This is a genomic window from Arthrobacter sp. SLBN-122, from assembly GCF_006715165.1.
GTDB lineage: Bacteria > Actinomycetota > Actinomycetes > Actinomycetales > Micrococcaceae > Arthrobacter.
Genome location: NZ_VFMS01000001.1, coordinates 1 through 17308, shown reverse-complemented (window position 1 = coordinate 17308; position 17308 = coordinate 1). Strand labels below are relative to the sequence as shown.

18 protein-coding genes, 1 tRNA gene and 1 other RNA gene are annotated in these 17308 nt (G+C 66.3%); 12 read left to right on the top strand and 8 right to left on the bottom strand.

Annotation, left to right across the window (positions count from 1 at the left end; all coding sequences use genetic code 11):
* Nucleotides 1–42 precede the first annotated feature (42 nt).
* Nucleotides 43–567 carry a peptide-methionine (S)-S-oxide reductase MsrA gene (gene msrA, locus FBY36_RS00100; RefSeq protein ID WP_142116743.1) on the bottom strand — a complete coding sequence of 175 codons (525 nt, stop codon included), beginning with the start codon at nucleotides 565–567 and terminating at the stop codon, nucleotides 43–45.
* A gap of 99 nt (nucleotides 568–666) precedes the next feature.
* Here msrA and FBY36_RS00095 point away from each other — a divergent pair, with 99 nt between their 5' ends.
* Nucleotides 667–1590 carry a Nif3-like dinuclear metal center hexameric protein gene (locus FBY36_RS00095; protein WP_200830405.1) on the top strand — a complete coding sequence of 308 codons (924 nt, stop codon included), beginning with the start codon at nucleotides 667–669 and terminating at the stop codon, nucleotides 1588–1590.
* A 108-nt stretch (nucleotides 1591–1698) separates the two neighbouring features.
* Entirely contained in the window at nucleotides 1699–2436 is a 738-nt protein-coding gene (locus FBY36_RS00090) for a zinc ribbon domain-containing protein (RefSeq protein WP_142116741.1), read from the top strand.
* An 8-nt stretch (nucleotides 2437–2444) separates the two neighbouring features.
* On the opposite strand, the gene FBY36_RS00085 is transcribed toward FBY36_RS00090, so the two are convergent.
* On the bottom strand, nucleotides 2445–3209 hold the full coding sequence (locus FBY36_RS00085) for a YaaA family protein (protein WP_142116739.1): 765 nt from the start codon (nucleotides 3207–3209) through the stop codon (nucleotides 2445–2447).
* A 57-nt stretch (nucleotides 3210–3266) separates the two neighbouring features.
* Between FBY36_RS00085 and rnpB the strand changes: the two genes are divergently transcribed.
* The 5 genes from rnpB to FBY36_RS00060 all read left to right on the top strand — a co-directional run bounded on the left by rnpB (nucleotide 3267) and on the right by FBY36_RS00060 (nucleotide 7190).
* Nucleotides 3267–3652, top strand: an RNA gene (gene rnpB / locus FBY36_RS00080) — RNase P RNA component class A.
* Nucleotides 3653–3697: 45 nt separating this feature from the next.
* Nucleotides 3698–4231, top strand: a complete 534-nt coding sequence (locus FBY36_RS00075) for a TspO/MBR family protein (RefSeq protein WP_142116737.1) — start codon at nucleotides 3698–3700, stop codon at nucleotides 4229–4231.
* Nucleotides 4232–4501: 270 nt separating this feature from the next.
* The gene (locus tag FBY36_RS00070; protein ID WP_142116735.1) at nucleotides 4502–5980 is read left to right on the top strand and encodes a glyceraldehyde-3-phosphate dehydrogenase; all 1479 of its coding nucleotides are present in this window, start codon (nucleotides 4502–4504) and stop codon (nucleotides 5978–5980) included.
* 75 nt (nucleotides 5981–6055) lie between these two features.
* Complete coding sequence (locus FBY36_RS00065) at nucleotides 6056–6265, top strand: hypothetical protein (RefSeq protein ID WP_142031511.1); 210 nt, start codon at nucleotides 6056–6058, stop codon at nucleotides 6263–6265.
* A 127-nt stretch (nucleotides 6266–6392) separates the two neighbouring features.
* The gene (locus tag FBY36_RS00060; RefSeq protein ID WP_142116733.1) at nucleotides 6393–7190 is read left to right on the top strand and encodes an HNH endonuclease family protein; all 798 of its coding nucleotides are present in this window, start codon (nucleotides 6393–6395) and stop codon (nucleotides 7188–7190) included.
* 37 nt (nucleotides 7191–7227) lie between these two features.
* Here the strand turns inward: FBY36_RS00060 and def are convergent, their stop codons facing one another.
* The 3 genes from def to orn form a co-directional block, all read right to left on the bottom strand.
* Entirely contained in the window at nucleotides 7228–7800 is a 573-nt protein-coding gene (gene def / locus FBY36_RS00055) for a peptide deformylase (RefSeq protein WP_142116731.1), read from the bottom strand.
* 133 nt (nucleotides 7801–7933) lie between these two features.
* Nucleotides 7934–8006: transfer RNA gene (locus tag FBY36_RS00050), tRNA-His, on the bottom strand.
* A 130-nt stretch (nucleotides 8007–8136) separates the two neighbouring features.
* Nucleotides 8137–8766: an oligoribonuclease gene (gene orn, locus FBY36_RS00045; protein ID WP_142116729.1), complete on the bottom strand. Its 630-nt coding sequence runs from the start codon at nucleotides 8764–8766 to the stop codon at nucleotides 8137–8139.
* A gap of 156 nt (nucleotides 8767–8922) precedes the next feature.
* On the opposite strand from orn, the gene mptB reads away from it, so the two are divergent.
* Nucleotides 8923–10479: a polyprenol phosphomannose-dependent alpha 1,6 mannosyltransferase MptB gene (gene mptB, locus FBY36_RS00040; protein WP_200830404.1), complete on the top strand. Its 1557-nt coding sequence runs from the start codon at nucleotides 8923–8925 to the stop codon at nucleotides 10477–10479.
* Between the two features lie 27 nt (nucleotides 10480–10506).
* Here the strand turns inward: mptB and FBY36_RS00035 are convergent, their stop codons facing one another.
* A complete protein-coding gene (locus tag FBY36_RS00035) occupies nucleotides 10507–11172 on the bottom strand; it encodes a DNA alkylation repair protein (RefSeq protein ID WP_142116727.1) in 666 nt (221 codons plus the stop codon).
* Nucleotides 11173–11254: 82 nt separating this feature from the next.
* On the opposite strand from FBY36_RS00035, the gene FBY36_RS00030 reads away from it, so the two are divergent.
* Nucleotides 11255–12169 carry an aldose 1-epimerase family protein gene (locus FBY36_RS00030; RefSeq protein ID WP_142116725.1) on the top strand — a complete coding sequence of 305 codons (915 nt, stop codon included), beginning with the start codon at nucleotides 11255–11257 and terminating at the stop codon, nucleotides 12167–12169.
* Between the two features lie 19 nt (nucleotides 12170–12188).
* On the opposite strand, the gene FBY36_RS00025 is transcribed toward FBY36_RS00030, so the two are convergent.
* Entirely contained in the window at nucleotides 12189–12947 is a 759-nt protein-coding gene (locus FBY36_RS00025; protein ID WP_142116723.1) for an alpha/beta hydrolase, read from the bottom strand.
* On the bottom strand, nucleotides 12947–14026 hold the full coding sequence (locus tag FBY36_RS00020; RefSeq protein WP_142116721.1) for a LacI family DNA-binding transcriptional regulator: 1080 nt from the start codon (nucleotides 14024–14026) through the stop codon (nucleotides 12947–12949). The genes FBY36_RS00025 and FBY36_RS00020 overlap by 1 nt, the downstream gene beginning before the upstream one ends.
* Nucleotides 14027–14193: 167 nt before the next feature.
* Between FBY36_RS00020 and FBY36_RS00015 the strand changes: the two genes are divergently transcribed.
* The 3 genes from FBY36_RS00015 to FBY36_RS00005 form a co-directional block, all read left to right on the top strand.
* A complete protein-coding gene (locus FBY36_RS00015; RefSeq protein WP_142116719.1) occupies nucleotides 14194–15363 on the top strand; it encodes a Gfo/Idh/MocA family protein in 1170 nt (389 codons plus the stop codon).
* A complete protein-coding gene (locus tag FBY36_RS00010; protein WP_142116717.1) occupies nucleotides 15363–16577 on the top strand; it encodes a dihydrodipicolinate synthase family protein in 1215 nt (404 codons plus the stop codon). Before FBY36_RS00015 ends, FBY36_RS00010 begins: the two co-directional genes overlap by 1 nt.
* The coding region (locus FBY36_RS00005) for a sugar phosphate isomerase/epimerase family protein (protein WP_142116714.1) at nucleotides 16574–17308 on the top strand (735 nt) is incomplete at its 3' end. The genes FBY36_RS00010 and FBY36_RS00005, both read left to right, overlap by 4 nt.

The following is a 17308-nucleotide window of genomic DNA, read 5'->3' as shown; positions in this document are numbered from 1 at the left end:
GTGAATACTGAGGTCAGCCTAACGAGGCCGTGTAACGACAGGCTAAGCGTTAAGCCACGCAGAGTAATATTTCCGGGCCTTTGCCAGCTTGGGGTTGATGATCACCTGGCAGTACCCCTGCTCAGGGTGTTTGGCGTAGTAGTCCTGGTGGAATTCCTCGGCCACGTAAAACCGCGGCAGCCGGCTGACCTCCGTGACGATCGGGTGCGGCCACAGGGCCTGGTTGCGTTCGATGGCTTCCTCGAACAGGATTTTCTCCTCGGTGGTCTCGTAGAACATCGAGGAACGGTACTGGGTACCCACGTCGTATCCCTGCCGGTTCAGCGTGGTGGGGTCATGCAGGGCGAAGAACATGTCCAGGATGACTTCCCCCGGGATGACCTCCTCGTCGAAGGTCACCGCCACCACCTCGGCATGACCGGTGGTTCCATTGCAGACCGAGTAGTAGTCCGGGTGGGGATCGTGCCCGCCGGTATAGCCGGACACCACCGAGGTGACGCCCCTGGTCTTCTGGTAGACGGCGTCAAGGCACCAGAAGCAGCCTCCGCCAAGAACAAAAGTTTTCATGACCTCTTCAATGGTTGACGGCCCCGGATCATTCCCCGGCGGCCGGGACCGGCGCCATAAACTGCGGCGGCCGGAAGCCGATGGGGTAAAACTAAGACTATGGAACCTGTGGACACCGACGTTACCGGCCAGGCAGATCACGACGGCGAAGCCTCCCCGGACACGCCGGCTCCGGCCGGTTCCGCGGACGCGCCCACGTTGGCCGAACTGCTTCTGGCCGTGGAGGAACTGTGGCCGGAGTCGCTGGCGGAGAATTGGGATGAAGTAGGGCTTGTTGCAGGCCATCCGTCCGCCCCGGTGACAAAGGTGATGTTTGCGGTGGATCCCACCCTGGAAGTCATCGACGAAGCCGTGGAGTGGGGAGCGGAGCTGCTCATCACCCATCACCCCCTCCTGCTGAAGGGCGTCACCTCGGTCGCGGCAACCTCGGCGAAGGGACGCGCGGTCCACCGGCTCATCGAGTCGGGGACGGCACTGCTGACGGTGCACACCAACGGGGACTCCGCCGTCGGGGGCGTTTCCGATGTCCTGGCCGACGCCCTGGGCCTCCAGGACGTGGCCCCGCTGACGGTGGCGGCCAACGGACTGCCGGAGGAAGGCATCGGCCGGGTGGGCGACCTGGCGGACGCCATGAGCCTGGGTGACTTCGCGGCCCGGGTCTTCGGAATCCTTCCGTCCGTGGCCGGGGGAGTGCGGGTCTCCGGCGACAAAGACGGTCTGGTGCGGCGCATTGCGGTCTGCGGCGGCGCCGGTGATTCCCTCTTTAATGAGGTGCGGGCCAGCAACGCGGACGTTTACGTCACCGCGGACCTTCGCCACCACCCGGCCTCCGAGGCACGCGAGGCCGCCCTGAACGGACGGCCCTATTTGGTGGATGTTTCGCACTTTGCCAGTGAATGGCTGTGGCTCCCCGCGGCCGCTGCAGCCCTGGGCAACGTCCTGGCCGACCAGGGCCATGAGGTGGAGATCCATGTCAGCACCACCAACAGCGATCCGTGGGACTTCATCCTGACCCCCGGCTAAACGGGCGGTGAGGACGCGGCACAACGGGGGAGCAGGCCACGCGCTAGAGTCTAGGAAGCGCCGGTTCGGTGCCCGGCTGCGGCCGGAAGGGATCTAGCGGAGGTAACAGTGGCCAAGGCAGCACCGGCGGAACAGTTGAAGTTGCTCGAACTGCAGGGGCTGGATGCCCGGCTGAAGGGCCTCGCCAACCGCCGCCGCACGCTGGAAAACGATCCCCGCATCACGGACCTTGAGGCCGCCCTGTCCGTTGCCAACGGTGAACTGGGCGCGGCCAAGGTGGCTGTGCACGACGCCGAGGCTGAGCTGAAGAGGGCTGAGGCGGACGTGGAACAGGTCGCCTCGCGCATTCAGCGCGATGAAGCCCGGCTGAACAGCGGTACGGGCCTGTCCAAGGACCTGGTGGCCCTCCAGAAGGACATCGCCTCGCTCAACAAACGGCGCTCGGACCTGGAGGACATCGAACTCGAGGTGATGGAGCGGCTCGACAGCCTTCGGGAACGGCAGGCCGCCCAGCAGCAGATTGTCGACGACATCCAGGGCTCCTTCGCCACCATCAGGGCAGAGCTTGACGCTGCCCTCGCCGAGGTCGAAACCGAAGCTGCAGGCCTTCGCGCCCAGCGTGCTGAATTCGCCGCGGCCCTGGATGCGGGCATGCTGGCGGTCTATGAAAAGACCTTGGCAAAACGGGGTGTGGGTGCGGCGCGGCTGTTCCACGGCACCTCCGAAGCCTCCGGCATGAAGCTCAGTCCCGGCGATCTCGCAGAGATCAAGGCCGCGGCCGCGGACGACATCGTGTTCTGCCCGGATTCAGGCGCCATCCTGGTCCGTTCCGATGAATGGTCCTGACCGGGTGATCAGCCCAGCAGGATGATGTTCAGGGCATGCGGCCTGCGGACTGTGCCCGGCACCAGTTCGGCATCCCATTTCTCCTGGGCGGCCTTCAAAAGGTCCGACGGCGCCGCGGGGGCTTTGCCGCGCCGCGACAGCAGGTGCCGCGCCAGTTCGCCCCGGGTGTGCTTGGCAAAGTGGCTCACCACCTTGCGGACTCCACCGGCTTCGGTGAAAACGTTCACCGTCACGGTTTGTTCCGGTGGCGGCGTCCAGGCGGCCGCGTAGGTGCTGGACCGGCAGTCCACCAGCAGGTGTCCCTGGGCCACGCCGCCCAGAGTCTGCCCAAGCTGTGCCTTCCAAAATGGAGCCAGCCGGCCGACGTCGGGCAGGGATGTGCCCATGGAAAGCCGGTATGCGGGGACGCTGTCGCCGAAGCGAAGGGCTCCCCACAGTGCGGAAATCACCAGGACGGACGCATCCGCCTTGCGCCGCTGGGCCGGTGTCAGGCTCCGGTAGCCCAGCGCGTCGTAAAGGACGCCCGAGTAGATGCTGTGGGCCGGCGCGGCCGGTTCGGCATGCAGGCGCGTATTGCGTTCAACATCTTCACGCAGCGAGGCCCCCACACCCAGCAGGGCCAGGGCGTCCTGGTGGGCGCTGGCCGTTCCCAACGCCTCCAGGACCTTCGCGCGGTACGGGTTGAGTTCCGGGAAGCCCAGCGAGGACCAGTCGACGGCGGGCCCACGGAGCGCAGGTGTCTTGCCTTCGGAAGGGGGAAGCAGAATCAGCACCGTCCGATCCTACCGGCGACCAAAGCGGCCTGCGGGCGCCGGTAGACTGGTCGTGGATGGGACAGCCAGACGGCCGCGCGCCACGCAAGTGACTCGAGGAACGTCCGGGCTCCGCAGGGCAGGGTGGTGGGTAACGCCCACTCGGGGTAACCCGCAGGCCAGTGCCACAGAAAACAGACCGCCTGCACGTCCGGCTTGGCCGGCAGGGCAGGTAAGGGTGAAACGGTGGTGTAAGAGACCACCAGCTTCCCGGGTGACCGGGAAGGCTAGGTAAACCCCACCCGGAGCAAGGCCAGACAGGACACGTTCGAGGGCTGCCCGCCCGAGTGTCCGGGTAGGCCGCTGGAGGGTGCCGGCAACGGTACTCGTAGATGGATGGCCGTCGCTCCCTTTCCGGCAACGGGAGGGGAGAACAGAACCCGGCGTACCGGCTGTCCCATCCGCACACCCGGTTTGACCACGGGCCGCCGTGTTGGGGATGCTGGACCGTGCCTGCAACTCCTGATCCCCGTCGTGCTGCCCGGGCTGGCGTCCCCGGCATCCGTTCCCAGATCATTGCACTTGGTGGGTTTCTTGCACTGTCCGGCCTTGCCTGGCTTCTCGCGTCGGTTCCGATCATCCTCAATTCCGATGGCTGGTATGCCGGTTCGGCGAAAGCACCGTGGATGCCGCCGGCGTGGATGTTCCGGACCACGTGGATGCTGCTGTACACCGGAGTGGCGGCAGCAGCATGGCTGGTCTGGCGCAAGGGCGGCCTGACCGGAGGCACCCGTGCAGGGTACGTCGTCCAGCTCCTCCTCAACGCGGCGTGGCCGCTTGCCTTTTTCGCCCTGTACCCGATGCTTGGTGCTGCCGCCCTGTGGGCCGCCTTCCTCGTCATCTGCGCACTCGCCGCAACCCTGGCCTTCCTGGTCCTGCGGTTCGGGCCTGTGGACGCACTCGCCGGTTTCCTGGTGCTGCCGTACTTTTCCTGGATCGTCTTTTCCGCCAGCCTGAACTTCTATTCAGCCGTCCACAACTAAAGCCCGGCAACGACACGACTGTGCGGGTCCGCGGCCATGTGAGTGATTTCACGCAGCGCAAGCGTGTTCCCTGCAGCCGGCCAAATTAGAATGGTTCACGGACGCAGGAGTTCTACCGCCGAAAGTTGCGTCCGCAGCCGGCGGTTTTTCTTTGCACGCGATCCAGGCGCCTGGGGGCCATCCCTGCAGGCGCCGGTGCCCCTGGACATCATCAGGTGGCCTACATCCGTGTACGAGGACGTACACGGCTGAACCGAGGAAGGTATTTCTGTGAGCCAGACGTCTGATTCTTGTCTTGATACGTGGATGGGCCGGGAGGCCCTCGCCGAGGCCATGATCCCGGTGATCGGCAGGCTGTACCGCGAAAACAACGTGGTGACCAGCATCCACGGCCGGAGCCTGATCAACAAGTCCACCATGAACATCCTCAAGGCACACCGCTTTGCGCGCCGGATGAGCAAGGACGAACTGCTCCTGGAGGACACTGCGCCCCTGCTGAACACGCTGGCCAACCTCGAGCTGGGCGCCGCCGCGATCGACATCGCCCGCCTGAACCAGAAGTTCAAGGAAGAAGGCAACGGCGCCACCCTGGAGGAATTCCTCCGCGCTGAGCTCGCCGAGATCGTGGGCAAGCGGGGCGGCGATGACCGCACCAGCACCGACGTCGTACTCTATGGCTTTGGCCGCATCGGCCGGCTCCTGGCACGCATCCTCATCGAAAAGGCCGGCGGCGGCCACGGACTGCGCCTGCGCGCCATCGTTGTGCGCCGCGGCTCCGACAACGACCTCTCCAAGCGTGCCAGCCTGCTGCGCCGCGACTCGGTCCACGGATCCTTCGAGGGCACCATCCGGATTGACGAGGACGCCAACACCATTACCGCCAATGGCGTGCAGATCCAGGTGATCTACTCGAACGACCCCGCCACGATCGACTACACCGCCTACGGCATCAACAACGCCCTGGTGGTGGACAACACCGGCCGCTGGCGCGACGCCGAGGGGCTTTCCCAGCACCTGCAGAGCAAGGGCGTGGCACGGGTCCTCCTGACCGCACCGGGCAAGGGCGAACTCAAGAACATCGTCCACGGCATCAACCACCGCGACATCAACGATTCAGACCGGATCGTCTCCGCGGCATCCTGCACCACCAACGCCATCACCCCGGTGCTGAAGGCCATCAACGACAAGTTCGGCGTGGTGCACGGGCACGTGGAAACCGTCCACTCCTTCACCAACGACCAGAACCTGATCGACAACTTCCACAAGGGTGACCGCCGCGGCCGCTCCGCAGCCCTGAACATGGTCATCACGGAAACCGGTGCCGCCAAGGCGGTGGCCAAGGCCCTGCCCGAACTGCTCGGCAAGCTGACCGGCAGCTCCATCCGCGTCCCCACCCCGGACGTATCGCTGGCCATCCTGAACCTCAGCCTGGAAAACGGCACCACCAAGGACGAGGTCAACAACTACCTGCGTGAAATGTCGCTGCACTCGGACCTCCGCAAGCAGATCGACTACATCGACTCACCCGAGGTTGTTTCCACCGACTTCGTCGGCTCCCGCCGCGCAGGTATCGTCGACGGACTCGCCACGGTCTCCACCGACAAGAACCTGGTCCTCTACGTCTGGTACGACAACGAATTCGGTTACAGCTGCCAGGTGGTGCGCGTCATGGAGGAAATGGCCGGCGTGAACCCGCCGTCGTTCCCCGCCAAGGAAAGCGCCGCCGCCCTGGCCGCCATCGCCGTCTGACCAATTCCGCAGCCGTCCCGGGAATTCCCGGCTGGTTCTCTGGAATCAGCCGGGAAACGGGACCACACTGGTGGCATGGACAACGAATCGACACTTCAGCACGAGACCACCCTCGAACATGCCCTGGACGTGGCCAAGGCAAACCATAAGGAAGCAGTCCGGCTGCTCGAACGTGCCCGCGCCGCCCATAAGGCCGGGGATGTCAGCGAGGACCGCGTGCGCCAGCTCGAGGGACTGCTTGCCATTGCCGAGGAAGACCTTCGAAGGGTCACCAGGGAGCAGTAACCCGACGGCGGTGGCCATGGACGTGTGAGACATCACTCGTCCTCAACAGTGTGGATATCAGAGGACGGGCAAGCCCTTTGTCCTAGGCTCTTGGGGTGCCTGAATTTCCCCTGCCGGCGTCAACGCCATGACCGTCAGCTGGTCCGCCTACCGACGCGCCCGCCGCCGTTCCCGCCAGGCGTGGGCGCTGCTCGTGACGGCGGCTGTATGCGTCGTCGCCGCCTTGTCCTGGTTCTTTACCGCGGGACAGTTCGCGGCCGGCGGGCCGGCGCCGGAGGGACCGACGGAGGCGCCCGTCTTCAACGCCGCCTGGATGAAACCGGTCCAGGAACCCAACCCCGTGCCGGCGGGCACAGCCCTCGCCGCCCTGGACGGCCTGGCTGTGAAGGGCCGTGCACCGAACACCGGTTACAGCCGGGAGGCCTTCGGCCAGGCGTGGCTGGACGTTGACCGGAACGGCTGCGATACCCGCAACGACATCCTTCGCAGGGACCTTGCCGACGTGGTGTTCTCCGAAGGCTCCACGTGCAAGGTGACGGCGGGCCACTTGCGGGAGCCCTATACCGGCCAGGACGTGGACTTCCGCCGCGGTTCCGAAAGCAGCCGTGCCGTCCAGATCGACCATGTGGTGGCGCTGGGTGACGCCTGGCAAAAGGGAGCCCAGGGCCTGGGGCCGAAGGAGCGCCAGAGCCTGGCCAATGATCCGCTGAACCTCATTGCGGCGGACGGGGCGGCGAACCAGCAGAAGAGTGCCGGTGACGCCGCCACCTGGCTGCCGAAGAACACTGCGCTGCGCTGCCATTACGTGGCCCGGCAGATTTCCGTGAAGGCCGCCTACGGGCTATGGGTGACGGCAGCTGAGAAGGACGCCATGAAGAAGGTGCTCGGCTCCTGCCCCGGGCAGGAAACCATCACGGCCCGCTGACGGTCCGGCCCGGAACGGGTTCAGCGGCGGGAAGGTGTCAGTGGCCGAACGGGTCCGGGTCCACTCCTGGCATCCACGTCAGCCCCGGCACGCCCCAGCCGTTCTTCTTGGCCTGCTTCATGGCCCTGCGGGAATAGCGGTCGATCAGCCGGTTGACATACAGTTTGCCGTCCAGGTGGTCGTATTCGTGCTGGATCACCCTGGCGAACCAGCCTGTTGCCTCGAACTTGACCGGGTTTCCAAAGCCGTCAAACCCTTCCACCCGTGCCCACTCGGCCCGCTTGAGCGGATACTGCTCACCGGGGAAGGACAGGCAGCCCTCTTCCTCCTCGTCGGGGTCGGGAGCGGCGCCGGAAACCTTCGACAGGGTCAGGACAGGATTCACCAGTACGCCGCTTGGGGGAGCGTCGTCGTCGTTGGCGTACTTGTACACGAAGATCCTCTTGCCCACGCCGATCTGCGGGGCGGCGAGGCCCACACCATGGGCAGCCTCGTTGGTTTCGAACATGTCGGCAATCAGGGTGCGCAGTTCATCGTCGAAGACCTCGACCTCGGCCGCGCGCCGGTGCAGGACAGGCTCGCCCCATATGGTGATTGGCAGAACGGTCATATCAGTTGTCCTTCAAAATTTCGCGGTGTCCCCGGTATTCCTGCACGTACCCCGGTGGGGCACAAAAAAGGAGGCCGCACCGGATATCCGGTGCGGCCTCCTTTGTTGACGGCTGCATGTGCCGCCCCGTGAGGGTGAGCGACGGGGGTTGAACCCGCGACCTCCTGGACCACAACCAGGCGCTCTGCCAACTGAGCTACGCCCACCATGTGCCTCAAGGGAAATCCGCTTTACCGGCTCCCTGGAAACGCAACTCAAATAGCGTACCTGCTCGAAAGGGGTGCTTTGTCCACTTTTAGCCTTTTGAAGCAAAATTTCACGGGAACATGGCGCAGATCACTTGCCCGGCTCTTCAACCGGCCCGCCGGCGGTGATCCCCCGGGCGATCTTTTGGGCCGTGGCACTGTCGGGCCCGGGCGCGGGAACGAACACGGCTTCCCGGTAGTACCGCAGTTCATCGATCGAATCCTTAATGTCCCCGAGGGCGCGGTGGCCGCCCTTCTTCGCCGGGGACTGGAAGTAGGCGCGCGCGTACCAGCGGCGCGACAACTCCTTGATGGTGCTGACGTCGATGACCCGGTAGTGGAGGTGTTCCACCACGGCAGGCATGTCCCGCGAGAGGAACACCCGGTCCGTCCCCACCGAATTGCCGCCGAGCGGTGCTTTGCGCGGGTCCGGAACCCAGGCGGAGATGTACTCCATGACCGCGGCCTCCGCCTCCTCCATGGTCCTGCCGTGCGGAAGCTCCGCCAGGAGCCCGGATTTGGTGTGCATGTCCCGGACGAAGTCGGACATCTGGGCCACCGCGGCGTCGTCGGGTTTGATGACCACATCAACGCCGTCGCCCAGGATGTTCAGTTCCGAATCGGTGACCAGGGCTGCCACCTCGATGAGGGCGTCGTTCTTGATGTCCAGACCGGTCATTTCGCAGTCGATCCAGACGATTCGTTCGTTAGATATAGGCACCGGACCAGCCTACCGTTACACCTCCGGGCGCCTTGCCGATGCTAGGATTTCGGGTACGCGGCGGGTCGCCCCTCCGCCCTGAACCACCCTCCGCCGGCACCGCCCGGTCCGCCGGGCAAACCGCGGCAAACGCAAAGAAGATTGGACGATCCTGAGATGACGGCGCCTGTGCCCGCAACGGGGGAGATGGCGGCGGCCGGCATTGCCGGAACGGGCAGTGCCGAGGTGGACAATCCACGCTCATCCCTGCTCGCCGGTTTCCTGGGCTCCATGTTCATGGTCATTGGATCCTTCGGCGTGGGCTGGCTGGCCCCTGTCTCGGAACTGCGCCGAATGCCCCTCTTCATCTGGATGCGCACTGAGGCCCCCGGCGTGGCTCTGTCCATTGTCCTGGTGGCAGCTGGGGGCATGCTGCTGGTCCGCGCCTGGCTGCGGCTCGGCCAGAAGGTCCGTGTATGGGGACCGCAGGCCCGGCGCGCCACCCTGGCCGCAGTGATGGCGTGGGGGCTCCCCATGATGTTCAGCGTGCCGCTCTTCAGCCGCGACGTTTACGCCTACATCGGGCAGGGCCGCCTGATGGTGGAGGGTTTCAACCCCTACGAGAACGGCATCTCCGCCCTGTCCAACTACTTCCAGCTCGGCGCAGACAAAATGTGGACCGAAGCCCCGGTTCCCTATGGGCAGCTGTTCCTGTGGATCGAGCAGTTCGTGGTGTGGGCCACCAATGTCCAGCCGGAGGCCTGCGTCATGCTGTTCCGGCTGGTGGCACTGGCCGGTGTGGTGCTGTGCGTCATTTACGTGCCCCGGTTGGCCGAGCTGCATGGGGTCAACCCGCACCGGGCCCTCTGGCTGACCGTGGCTAACCCGCTGTTCCTGACCAACTTCATCGCCAGCGTCCACAACGATTCCCTGATGATCGGGCTGGCCCTGGCAGGACTCTATTACTCCGCCACCCGCCGGGAGGTCCGGGGCATCGTGCTGGTGACCCTGTCCATCGCCGTGAAGCCCATCACCATCGTCTTCCTGCCGTTCATCGGCCTCCTGTGGGCAGGGAAGAGCGCAGGCTGGCTGCGGAAGGGTGCCTTCTGGGCCCTGACGGCCGGCATCAGCCTGGCGCTCCTGACCGCGATGAGCATGGTCAACGGGTTCGGCTTCGGCTGGATCAACGGGTTGTCCGCTCCAGGCAGCATCTCCATCTGGTACGCCCCGGTGGGACTGCTCGGCATGGTGGTGGGGTCCCTGGCCAATGCGTTCGGACTGGACGGCTCCGTGCCTGCAGGCTGGGTGTTCGACGCCGGGAAGCTGCTTGCCGTGGGCATCGTCGCCTGGCAGATTTTCAAGGGGGACTACGACCGGCTGATGCGCCGGCTGGCCCTCGGTTTCGCCGCCGTGGTGCTGCTGGCCCCCATCATCCAGTCCTGGTACGTTGTCTGGCTGATCCCGCTCTTCGCCGTGACCGGGATCCGCAATGACTGGCAGGTCAAGGCCTTGTACTTCGTAGTGTCGTTCTTCATGATCTACGCCATCTCGGACCAGCTGGACGTCTTCCCCTACCTGCAGACCCAGGATCTGGGTTTCGCCCTTGCCCTGGCCAGGATCGCCGCGGCGCTGACAGCCCTCCTGTTCGCCCTGTACCTGATCTTCTGGGACCCCGGAACCCGGACGCTGTTCCGGAAAACGCACGAGCCCGTCGTCGAACGCCCCGTGATCTAGCCGTACCCGGCACAGCCCGCGGCGTACCTACTGCGGCTCTCGCGGGGAGGTGATCCTGCGCAAGGCCTCCCTGCGGGACAAGGGGCTCAAGGCGTCCCAGTGACGGACCACGAAAGCTTCCACCCACCCGGGATCCGTTTTGGCGTATTCACGCAAAGCCCAGCCGATGGCCTTCCTGATGAAGAACCCACGGTGCGCCAGGTTCGGCTCGATCACGGCGGCGAGCAGTGCGGTGTCGGTGGCCCCTTTCGCGCACAGTTGGGAGGTGATGGCGGCCCTGCGGATCCAAAGGTCCGGATCGCGGCTCCACTCCCTAAGTGTGGCTGACACCGCCACCGGGTGTGCCTGCAGCAGGGCGCAGATGCGTCCGGACACGCCGTCCACAAAGTCCCACCACGCCCCTGAGCGGATGATTTCCCCGTAGACGGGCAGCATCTCCAGATCCCGGGCAACCAACCGGATTCCCGTCAGGTCTATGGCCGCATACCGCTCCTCCCGGAACGCGGAGGTGCGCCACAACTCCAGCACTGTGGCGCGCAGCTGCGCAGGCGAGGCGGGCGGAAAGTCTGCCGCAGCACGCGCCACAATGCGCCGCACGTCAGGAACCCGGACGCCCAGGAAGGGGATCGCGGACTTCATGTAGGCCTGGGCGCCGACGGCCGCGATGAGGTCCTGGTCGGCGGCCGTTTCCATGAGGCAACTCTAGCCACCCGCGACAGGTGAAGGTGCGGTACGCTAGTGAGCGCTAACACACATACCGAACCTGGGGGAATCCATGCCCGGCACCGACGTCCATCTGGCCCACGGACCCTATTCCGCCGTCGTCACCCGGCGTGCCGGGGCGCTGCGCGAACTGCGCCACGGGAACCGGGACCTGGTGGTGGGCTTTGCGCCCGAAGGCAATATTCCCGATTACCGTGGAGTCATCTGCGCGCCCTGGCCCAACCGGCTCGCCGACGGCACCTACGCCTACGCCGGCAAGCCCTACGCCGCCACAGTCAACGAACCCGAACGTGGGGCCGCGCTGCACGGGCTGGCCATCCATCAGCCCTGGGAAGTGCTGGAGGAAGCGGCCGACCGGGCAGTCCTGGGCTGCCGCATCCCCGCCGGGCCGGAATACCCGGGCGAGCTGGACCTTACCGTTACCTATTCGCTTTCCGGTGACGGGCTCCGCGGCACGGTGCGGGCCGTCAATACCGGCTCCGCCGCCGCGCCGTACGGGGTTTGCCCGCACCCCTACCTGGTGGCCGGTCCGTCCCCGTTGGATGACTGGTCCCTGGAACTTCCGGCCGATGCCTATCTTGAGGTCACGCCGGACCGGCTGCTTCCCGTGGGCATGCGGCAGGTGGGCGGGGGAGCCTTCGACTTCCGCTCGCCGCGGCGGCTGGGAGACGTGAAGATCGACCACGCGTTTACGGACATCTCCCGCGATGGCCACGGCCTGGCGCGGGTCCGGGTGCTGGATCCATCGGGAACGGGAGTGGAACTGGAATGGGGGGCGGAGTGGCCCTGGGTCCAGGTGCACACCGGGGACAAGCCGGTGGGCCCGGACCGCCTGGGCCTGGCTGTCGAGCCCATGACCTGCCCGCCGGACGCACTGCATTCAGGCACCGACCTGGTCCACCTGCAGCCCGGCGCATCACATTCAGCGGAGTGGACCATCAGGGCACTGACCCCGCAGGCCGGGTAACCAGCCGGCCGGGCCCGCTTCAGTTCCCTGCTGCTCCGCCGGGGGAGTTCGCCCACCCTGCACGCTCCAGCCACGCTGCGCACAGTGACGTCCACTGCTCCGGCCCCCGTTCGCCGGCCGCCAGTCCCAGCCCATGCCGTCCTTCCGGGAAGACGTGCAGTTCCGCCGGAACCCCCGCGGCAATCAACGCCCTGGCGTAGTTGAGGCTGTTACTGACCGGGACTGCCTCGTCGTCGGCCGTGTGCCAGAGGAACGCCGGCGGGGTGCCGGGCGTGACGTTCAACTCCGCGGAGAGTGCCGTGAGGAGGGCCGACGGCGGTGCGTCGCCGAGGAGGTTCAGAACCGATCCCTCATGCGTTTCGTGCGTCAGGGACGCGACGGGGTAGCAAAGTACCGAAAGGTCCGGCACGGCCGCGGGAACGTCAAGGTCCTGGTTTCCGGTGGCCGCCGCCGTGCTGAGGGTAGCGGCCAGGTGACCGCCGGCGGAGAACCCCAGGACGCCAACGCGGCCCGCGTCCACGGCGAGCCCGTGCTGCCCGTTCCGGATATGCAGCATGGCTTCTTTGGCGTCCTCCAGTGGAGCGGGATGCCGGTCCGGGGCCACCCGGTAGCGGAGCACAAAGGCATGGATCCCCAGCGAGGCAAGCCACTGCGCCACCGGCTCCGCTTCATGGTCGGCCTGGCGGGCATAGCCCCCGCCCGGCAGCACCAGGATGGCGGGACGTACGCCATCGGCTTCCCGGCACGCCGGAACCGTTGTCAGCCCCCGTGGTGCCATCAGGCTGCCGCTTCCGTGCTGCGCCGCAGGGTGACTTCGCCGGTGATGCCGTCCGCAGCGGCACCTTCCGCCTCTTCGGCGTGGGCCTGCGGGCCGGTGGCCCGGGTGGCAATGCGCCCGATGTCCTCCAGGGGCAGCCGGACCGTGGAAAGCGCCGGCCGGAAGTCCCGGAGGGTTTCAATGTCGTCAAAGCCGGCGATGGCGGCGTCGCGCGGAATCCGCAGCCCCTCGGACCGCAGCGCCGCCGCGGCGCCAATGGCCATGACGTCGTTGACGGCAAAGATGCACAGCCTGGGTGCCGGGGCGTCCCCGGACCGGTCCGCCTTGATCCTGGCGGCCAGTTGAAGTCCTGCGTCGTATCCGCCGGACCGGTTGAACCCTGTCCGGAGCACCTCTGCCGGCCGGCGCCCGGCGCGCTCCAGTCCCTCCTGGAAGCCCCGGACCCGGTCATCCGAGGTCAGGAGTCCTTCAGGGCCGCCCACAATGACGAAGTCACCGTCCCAGCCCTCCGCAAGTCCCGCGGCAAGCTGCCGGGCAAGCTCCTGGTTGGGGACTTTGACGACGTGGTACCCCTCTGTTGCGGTTGCACCCACGACCGGATGTCCCACCACGGCAACCTGCCCTCCGTTGCGGCAGTACCGGTCAAGTTCGGCGGCCAGTTCGGCGTTGCCGTCCCGGTCCTCGTCACGACAGGAACGTGAGCCGGCGATCACAATGGAGTCTGCGCGGCGCGCCGCGAAAGCGGCCACCGCTTCCTTCTCCTCGGCCGGGCCGCCGCCGGTGGTGGCGAGCAGCACCATTTTGCGTTGTTCCCGGGCGGCTTCCTGCACGCCTCTGGCGATGGCGGCGAAATAGGGGTCGGCGATGTCGTGGACTATCAGCCCGATCAGGCCGGAACTGGACTTTGCCAGGCCCTGCGCCTGCGCGTTGGGGATGTAGCCCAGGGAATCCGCTGCCTGCCGCACGCGTTCGGCGATGTCCTTGCCCGGTTTCCGGGCCGAGCCGTTCAGCACGCGCGAAGCGGTGGCGGGCGAGACGCCGGCCAGGCGCGCCACCTCGGTAAGGGTACTTGCAGCCACTGCATCTCCTGGTCGTCGAACGGGCTCAAAGGCTAAGCACATTATGGCAGTTCAAACTACTTCCGGAAAGCGCTTGCCAAGTGAAAGCCCGCCGTGCATCATTGAAGCAGTGGGAACGCGCTTTCCCAGTCAGCTTGAACACACTGCTCACTCACCGTGGAGGACACATGGGCTTCGAAACCAAAACAATCCGCATCGCCATGAACGGCATTACCGGCCGGATGGGCTACCGCCAGCACCTGCTGCGCTCCATTCTTCCCATCCGCGACGCCGGCGGCTTCACCCTGGAGGACGGCACCCGGGTCCAGGTTGAACCCATCCTGGTGGGCCGCAATGAGGCCAAGATCCGCGAACTTGCGGAAAAGCACAAGGTCTCCGAATGGACCACCGACCTGGACGCCGTGATCAGCGACCCCACTGTCGACGTCGTCTTCGATGCCTCCATGACCAGCCTGCGCGCTGCCACCCTGAAGAAGGCCATGCGGGCCGGCAAGCACATCTTCACCGAAAAGCCCACGGCCGAAACCCTCGAGGAAGCCATTGAGCTGGCCCGGATCGGCAGGGAAGCCGGCGTCACGGCAGGCGTGGTCCACGACAAGCTGTACCTCCCCGGCCTGGTCAAGCTCCGCCGCCTGGTGGACGAGGGCTTCTTCGGCCGCATCCTCTCCATCCGCGGCGAGTTCGGCTACTGGGTCTTCGAAGGCGACATCCAGGCGGCCCAGCGTCCGTCCTGGAACTACCGCAAGGAAGACGGCGGCGGAATGACCACTGACATGTTCTGCCACTGGAACTACGTCCTCGAGGGCATCATCGGCAAGGTCAAGAGCGTCAACGCCAAGACCGCCACCCACATCCCCGCCCGCTGGGACGAGGCGGGCAAAGAATACAAGGCCACCGCCGACGACGCGTCCTACGGCATCTTCGAACTCGAAACACCCGCAGGGGACCAGGTCATCGGCCAGATCAACTCCTCCTGGGCTGTCCGCGTGTACCGTGACGAACTGGTGGAATTCCAGGTGGACGGCACGCTCGGTTCCGCTGTCGCCGGCCTGAACAAGTGTGTGGCCCAGCAGCGCGCGCACACCCCCAAGCCGGTGTGGAACCCGGACCTGCCCGTCACGGAATCCTTCCGTGACCAGTGGCAGGAAGTTCCGGCCAACGCAGAACTGGACAACGGCTTCAAGCTGCAGTGGGAAGAGTTCCTCCGCGACGTGGTGGCTGGCCGGGAGCACCGCTTCGGCCTGTTGTCCGCGGCGCGTGGCGTCCAGCTCGCCGAACTCGGCCTGCAGTCCAGCGATGAACGCCGCACCGTCGACATCCCGGAGATCACCCTCTAATGACTTCCCTCATCCTTCCCTCCGAAGACGGCGGCACCCGGGAATACCGCCTCCAGGGCGGCACCAGCTGGACCCGGCCCACCGCACCCCTGACCGCACGGCGCGCCTACGCAGCAGCCCACGTCATCCCCGAGGTCCTGGCAGACAACACTCCCGGTGCTCCCGCCCGCCTGGACTGGGACGCCACCATGGCCTACCGCCACGAACTGTGGTCCTACGGGCTGGGCGTAGCCGACGCCATGGACACCGCCCAGCGCGGAATGGGCCTGGACTGGGCCGCGACGCAGCAGCTCATCAAACGCACGGGAGTGGAGGCAGCCTCGGTGGTTTCCGCCAACAACCCTGCCACCGCCGGCAAATCCGTCCGGGACCTGGTCGCCTGCGGCGCCGGCACAGACCAGCTGGACATGGACGCCCTGCCCTCCGGCGAAGCGGGCATCAAGGCCGTCCTCGAGGCGTACCGTGAGCAGATCGCCGTCATCACCGAAGCCGGACCCAAGGTCATCCTCATGGCTTCCCGCGCCCTGGCCAGGGTTGCCAGCGGTCCCGAGGACTACCTGAAGGTGTACTCCACCCTGCTGCAGGAAGTGGACCAGCCGGTCATCCTGCACTGGCTGGGCACCATGTTCGATCCCGCCCTCGCCGGCTACTGGGGTTCGGATGACGTTCCCGCGGCCACCGAAACCTTCCTGGGACTCATCAGGGACAACGCGGACAAGGTGGACGGCGTCAAGGTCTCGCTGCTCGATGCAAGCCACGAGGTTGCCCTCCGCGCGGTGCTGCCCGAGGGCGTGCGCCTCTACACGGGCGACGACTTCAACTATCCGGAGCTGATCGACGGCGACGGCACCCACCACTCGGACGCCCTGCTGGGCATCTTCGCGGCCATCTACCCGGCAGCCTCGGTGGCCCTGCAGAACTACGAGGCCGGGAACGCCGCCAAGGCGCGCGAAATCCTGGACTCCACGCGCGAACTGGGAAAGCACATCTTCAGCGCCCCCACGTTCTACTACAAGACCGGCATTGCGTTCATGTCCTGGCTCAACGGCAAACAGCCGGGTTTCCAGATGGTGGGCGGGCTGCACTCCGGCCGCTCGGTCTGCCACCTGGCCAGGACCTTCGAACTGGCCGATCAGGCCGGCCTGCTGAAGGACCCCGCACTGGCTGCATTCCGGATGTCCGACTATCTGCGCATCAACGGGGTGGGAGTATGAGCGACTTCTCCCGCCTTTCCATCAACAGTGCCACCACCAAGAAGTGGACGCTTGCCCAGGTTGTCGAGGGCTGCGTCAACGCCGGTATTCCGGCCATCGGCCCCTGGCGGGACCGGGTGGAGGAAGCCGGCCTGGACAAGGCCGCCCGCCTGATCAAGGACGCCGGGCTCCGGGTTTCATCCCTGTGCCGCGGCGGATTCCTCACGGCGGCGGACGCCGAAGGCCAGGCCGCCGCGCTCGCTGACAACCGCGCGGCCATCCTCGAGGCGGTGGCACTGGACACCACAGAACTGTTCCTGGTGGTTGGCGGCCTGGCGCCGGGGGAGAAGGACGTGGTGGCGGCACGGCAGCGCGTGGCGGACCGGCTGGCCGACCTGGTTCCCTTCGCACGGGACCACGGCGTCCGCCTGGTGCTGGAACCCCTGCACCCGATGTACGCCGCGGACCGGGCGCTCATTTCCACCCTGGGCCAGGCCCTGGACCTCGCAGCGCCCTTCGACGCTTCAACGGTGGGGGTCGCCGTCGATACCTTCCACGTCTGGTGGGACCCGGAACTGAAGGCGCAGATTGAGCGTGCCGGCCGGGAGAACCGCATTGCCTCCTACCAGGTGTGCGACTTCAACATGCCCATCGCGGCCGATCCCTTGCTGTCCCGCGGCTACATGGGCGACGGCGTGGTGGACTTCGCCACCATCGGCACCTGGGTGCGCGACGCCGGCTACACCGGCGAC

Excerpts from the sequence above, each read along its gene's own strand:
- msrA (WP_142116743.1), bottom strand. The coding sequence starts at position 567 with ATGAAAACTTTTGTTCTTGGCGGAGGCTGCTTCTGGTGCCTTGACGCC.
- FBY36_RS00095 (WP_200830405.1), top strand. The coding sequence starts at position 667 with ATGGAACCTGTGGACACCGACGTTACCGGCCAGGCAGATCACGACGGC.
- FBY36_RS00065 (WP_142031511.1), top strand. The coding sequence starts at position 6,056 with ATGGACAACGAATCGACACTTCAGCACGAGACCACCCTCGAACATGCC.
- FBY36_RS00060 (WP_142116733.1), top strand. The coding sequence starts at position 6,393 with ATGACCGTCAGCTGGTCCGCCTACCGACGCGCCCGCCGCCGTTCCCGC.
- def (WP_142116731.1), bottom strand. The coding sequence starts at position 7,800 with ATGACCGTTCTGCCAATCACCATATGGGGCGAGCCTGTCCTGCACCGG.
- mptB (WP_200830404.1), top strand. The coding sequence starts at position 8,923 with ATGACGGCGCCTGTGCCCGCAACGGGGGAGATGGCGGCGGCCGGCATT.
- FBY36_RS00035 (WP_142116727.1), bottom strand. The coding sequence starts at position 11,172 with ATGGAAACGGCCGCCGACCAGGACCTCATCGCGGCCGTCGGCGCCCAG.
- FBY36_RS00030 (WP_142116725.1), top strand. The coding sequence starts at position 11,255 with ATGCCCGGCACCGACGTCCATCTGGCCCACGGACCCTATTCCGCCGTC.
- FBY36_RS00025 (WP_142116723.1), bottom strand. The coding sequence starts at position 12,947 with ATGGCACCACGGGGGCTGACAACGGTTCCGGCGTGCCGGGAAGCCGAT.
- FBY36_RS00015 (WP_142116719.1), top strand. The coding sequence starts at position 14,194 with ATGGGCTTCGAAACCAAAACAATCCGCATCGCCATGAACGGCATTACC.
- FBY36_RS00010 (WP_142116717.1), top strand. The coding sequence starts at position 15,363 with ATGACTTCCCTCATCCTTCCCTCCGAAGACGGCGGCACCCGGGAATAC.